Source organism: Candidatus Hydrogenedentota bacterium (genome assembly GCA_019637335.1).
Taxonomy (GTDB): Bacteria; Hydrogenedentota; Hydrogenedentia; order Hydrogenedentales; family JAEUWI01; genus JAEUWI01.
Genome location: JAHBVV010000055.1, coordinates 1 through 3,751, shown reverse-complemented (window position 1 = coordinate 3,751; position 3,751 = coordinate 1). Strand labels below are relative to the sequence as shown.

At 62.7% G+C, this 3,751-nt stretch carries 4 protein-coding genes; 3 read left to right on the top strand and 1 reads right to left on the bottom strand.

Annotation, left to right across the window (positions count from 1 at the left end; all coding sequences use genetic code 11):
- Nucleotides 1–303: 303 nt before the first annotated feature.
- The 3 genes from KF886_26865 to KF886_26855 all read left to right on the top strand — a co-directional run bounded on the left by KF886_26865 (nucleotide 304) and on the right by KF886_26855 (nucleotide 2,533).
- Complete coding sequence (locus KF886_26865) at nucleotides 304–693, top strand: hypothetical protein (protein ID MBX3180983.1); 390 nt, start codon at nucleotides 304–306, stop codon at nucleotides 691–693.
- 322 nt (nucleotides 694–1,015) lie between these two features.
- Nucleotides 1,016–1,738: a PilZ domain-containing protein gene (locus KF886_26860; protein ID MBX3180982.1), complete on the top strand. Its 723-nt coding sequence runs from the start codon at nucleotides 1,016–1,018 to the stop codon at nucleotides 1,736–1,738.
- A gap of 48 nt (nucleotides 1,739–1,786) precedes the next feature.
- Complete coding sequence (locus tag KF886_26855) at nucleotides 1,787–2,533, top strand: hypothetical protein (GenBank protein MBX3180981.1); 747 nt, start codon at nucleotides 1,787–1,789, stop codon at nucleotides 2,531–2,533.
- Between the two features lie 277 nt (nucleotides 2,534–2,810).
- Here KF886_26855 and KF886_26850 read toward each other — a convergent pair whose 3' ends face one another.
- Nucleotides 2,811–2,996 (bottom strand): hypothetical protein, encoded by a 186-nt coding sequence (locus tag KF886_26850; protein ID MBX3180980.1) that lies wholly within the window; start codon nucleotides 2,994–2,996, stop codon nucleotides 2,811–2,813.
- Nucleotides 2,997–3,751: the final 755 nt, after the last annotated feature.

Genomic DNA, 3,751 nt, shown 5'->3' with positions numbered 1-3,751 from the left:
CGGCGGCCCGCCGGCATTGCGCCGCAGGCGCAATTCAACTGGAGAGCGCCGGCTCCATTAGTAAGAACACATACTGTTCCGCACTTCAGACCGCTAAAGTGTTACGAGTTTTTCAGCGCCGAAGGCGCCGATCATAGCAGCCTGGGCCGCGGGCCCAGGTAAAACGACCGGGGTTTCGGCCAGGGCTGAAAGCCCGTATCATGGTGGGCTTTCGGCGATGCGAAAAAGTCGAGACTTTCCCCGCTTCGCCATAGTCTGGACGCGGTAGTATTAGAATTTCACCCCAAGGAGTCCCCGTCCCCGATGGATACGTTGCCCGACGGAATCGCCGTTATCGTGATTGACCACGGCTCCAGAATGGCCGCCGCCAATGATATGTTGAACGGCGTCGTCCACATGTACCGGCAGGCCACCGGAGTCTCCATCGTCGAACCCGCCCACATGGAACTGGCCGAGCCCACGCTCGAACAGGCCGCGGAACGCTGCATCGCCCAGGGAGCCGCCACCATCATCGTGCACCCCTACTTTCTCGCGCCCGGACGCCACAGCACGAGTGACATCCCCGGCATGGTCGAAGATCTCGCGCCCCGCTACCCCGGCGTCCGCTTCCACATCACCAATCCCCTCGGCATCGACCCCGGAATGGCCGCTGTCATGCACCGCCGCATCCTGGAAGCCCTCGGAACCGCATGACCGCGCTTGGCCTGGCGATCGCGTTTAGGCCCAATCATGGCAAATGGGCGTAAACGTGTGACGATTCGGGACCTTGGAACAAGGAAAGTGAGCGTGCTGGAGCGCCGGCATCTCTGGCAATGTCCGGGATTCGCCGCAGGCGAAATGCCAGCGCTCCAACACGAGCCCGTTCTTTCGCCATTCCAGCGGTCCGCATGGGGATTGGCTCCCGCACGGCGTCGAAATGCGATTGCCGTGTCGCGCTTGGCCTGGCCCGCCAGCCTGTGCTACAAGAACGGACATCGGGGGAGCCCCAGCAAGGGCAACCAGGAGCAAAAAGGCCGTGACCGATATTCCCGCCAATCCAATCCACACCGGTAACACCGCATTCCTGTTCATGATGGACCAGCGCTTCCTCGTCCAGATCCGGGGCGTCGACCGGATCCAGATCTGGGTCTCCTTCCCCGGCGTGAACTACCCCGTGCCCGGCCTGGGCGGACGGCTCGAATTCCACCACGACCGGGGGTTCGTCGCCTACAACGTCCAGGTCCTGCGCTACGCCGACCGCCCGGAAGACGGCCTCATCCTGGAACGGAGCGAAAGCGCCGAACGCCGGACCCACCGCTCCGCCTGGCGTGTGCCCACCGAGATCCCCGTTCGCTTCCGAACCCTCGACGCACCGGATCCCCGGGCCGCCGTGATGGAGGACCTGAGCGCCGATGGCTGCCAGTTGCGCGCCGACGCCCTCCTCGCCGTCCGCACCCCGATCGAACTGCGCTTCGCCCTGGACCGCCAGCACGGCGAGCTGGTGTCCGAGGGGCGCATCTGTTACGTCCAGGAAGAGACCAGCCTCCGCGCCCCCGCAAGCCTGCGCTACGGCGTCCGCTTCACGAGCATGTCGGGCGAAACGCGCCGCCTGCTCACCCTCTTCCTCTACCACCACGTCCGACGCCTTTACCCCAAAGAAGTCGCCGCGATGTACCCGCGCGTCCGGAAAGCGGAGCCGCCGGTCCAGCTTCAGCCCCAGGAACTGCCCCCCAATCCCGGCGCAAAATCCAAGTCCTGACCGCGCCCGCGTATGCTATACTGAACACAGGCTTGGAGGTCCTCAAAAATGCGTAGTACGGCGGTTATCTTACTCGCGGCAATGTTCCTGTCGGGGTGCCTGGTGGATGTACTCACCTCCACCGCAATCCAGGGCGAATTGCAGGCCCAACAGGCCTCCGCCGCGAAAAACACCCTCGACCGCGTCGAGACCGACACCGCCCAGACCAACCTGCAACGCGCGGTGGACCTCTTTCACGCGGAAAAGGGCGTCTATCCCCCGTCGCTCGACGTCCTGGCCCCCGCCTACATCAACCCGATCCCGACCCGCGCCGACGGCGCCCCCTTCGGCTATGACCCCATGGCCGGGAAAGTCCTCCGGGAAAGCACCGGCATCGATCCCGCCGATTACGCCACCATGGAACACATCCGGAACGCCATCATCGCCTACGGCACGCGCACCGGATTCTACCCCGACACCCTCGATACCCTCGCCCAGGCCGGGCTCCTCCCCGCACCCCCCCGGACCGCCGCCGGCGAGCCCTTCCTCTACAACAACCAGACCGGACTCGTGCAGCACCCGCGCGCTACCGGCGGCGGCATGGCCGCAGCCCCCCGCGCGGGCGGCGGTGTACCCGCGGGCGGCGGCGGACTCATGGGCGAAGCCATGACCGGCATCGCCATCCAGGAAGAACTCAACCGCTCCAGCAACGCCGGATCCGCCGCGGCCGGAACCCGCGGACGCACCGGAGCCCGCGGCGCCGCCGCAACCCAGGACGAACGCCAGCAACGCGCTCTCGACGAACTCGGCTTCTAATCCCCCAACAAGACCACCACCGACCCAAATCCAAGTCCCGTGCCACGCAATCGCGCACCAGCGCGTTCGTGTGCCCGAAGCAAAGCAAACCCACCGCCCGCATCAACACCCCAGATGAGCGGCTCCCCACCCAAATCATCATTCGCGTCAATTCGCGTCAATTCGCGGTTCAACGTTCCCTGGTCGCGCCCAAAAAGAAAACCGGCGATTTCGCAACCCGTGGTGGGGCCGAAATCGCCGGTTTACATATGATGTCTAAATAAAAGTACCCGATGAATTAATGCTTCTGCTGGCCGGGAACGAGGCGGTACACCTCGTCATACGTGAGCTGGCCAAACCAGCCCGCGCGCGGATGCCGGCGCACATCCAGGACCTTGTACCCCCACAACGAGTGCAGCCACCACGCGCGCACCCTGGAATGGGTCACCAGCGAGGGATCGTCTGGTATTCCGTAAACCGACATACTGCCTACCTCCCTGTAGAGTAACGCCGCTGCCCTTATATCACCCGACCAACGCGATTACTCTTTTCCTGGTACTACGTACGGGCCACCCCGAACACCGGGCGCGCCCGCAACAACCCGCCGGGCCGCCGGTATCAACTACCGACCGGGCCGGTTGCACTCGAATTCTACCACGAGACACGGCAGGCGCCAAGCAAAATCTACAAATATTCGGCAGATAATTATTTACAAACATATTTCTAATGAGTATCTTTCGCGCTAATCCCACACTAACCCAACCACAACCCAAAACGCCCCGACCCACAGCCCCCCTTTCTATGCGTTCGTTGCGGCTCCGCCAAAAATCGGGCTCCCACGCCCCCAACCAGCTCCTCCCCCCAGCCCGCCACCCTGAACTCCGGCCAAATCCAGTCCCCCGCCCGCCATAACCGAGCATCGCACCCTGGATCGTCTCCTTTGCGCCATTGCGCCTTCGCCTGAATATCAATCCATCTCCAACTTCTTTCCTTCGTGCCCTTCGTACTACTCTCCGTCATTTTCTTGTTTTTTCTCCAAGTTCTTGCGCGCAATACCTCCATAACAATCGGTTGTAAAAGCATTTACGAAATGGAAACTCCAAGGAGAATTTCCGGGCCGTCCCATGAATATCGTGGCCGGTATTCTTCTATTGACCACAAATTACACCGATGACACGGGTTGAAGCGACACCCGAACCAAACGAGAAGAAGCAGCCCGCCACCCGATCAACCCCGCTG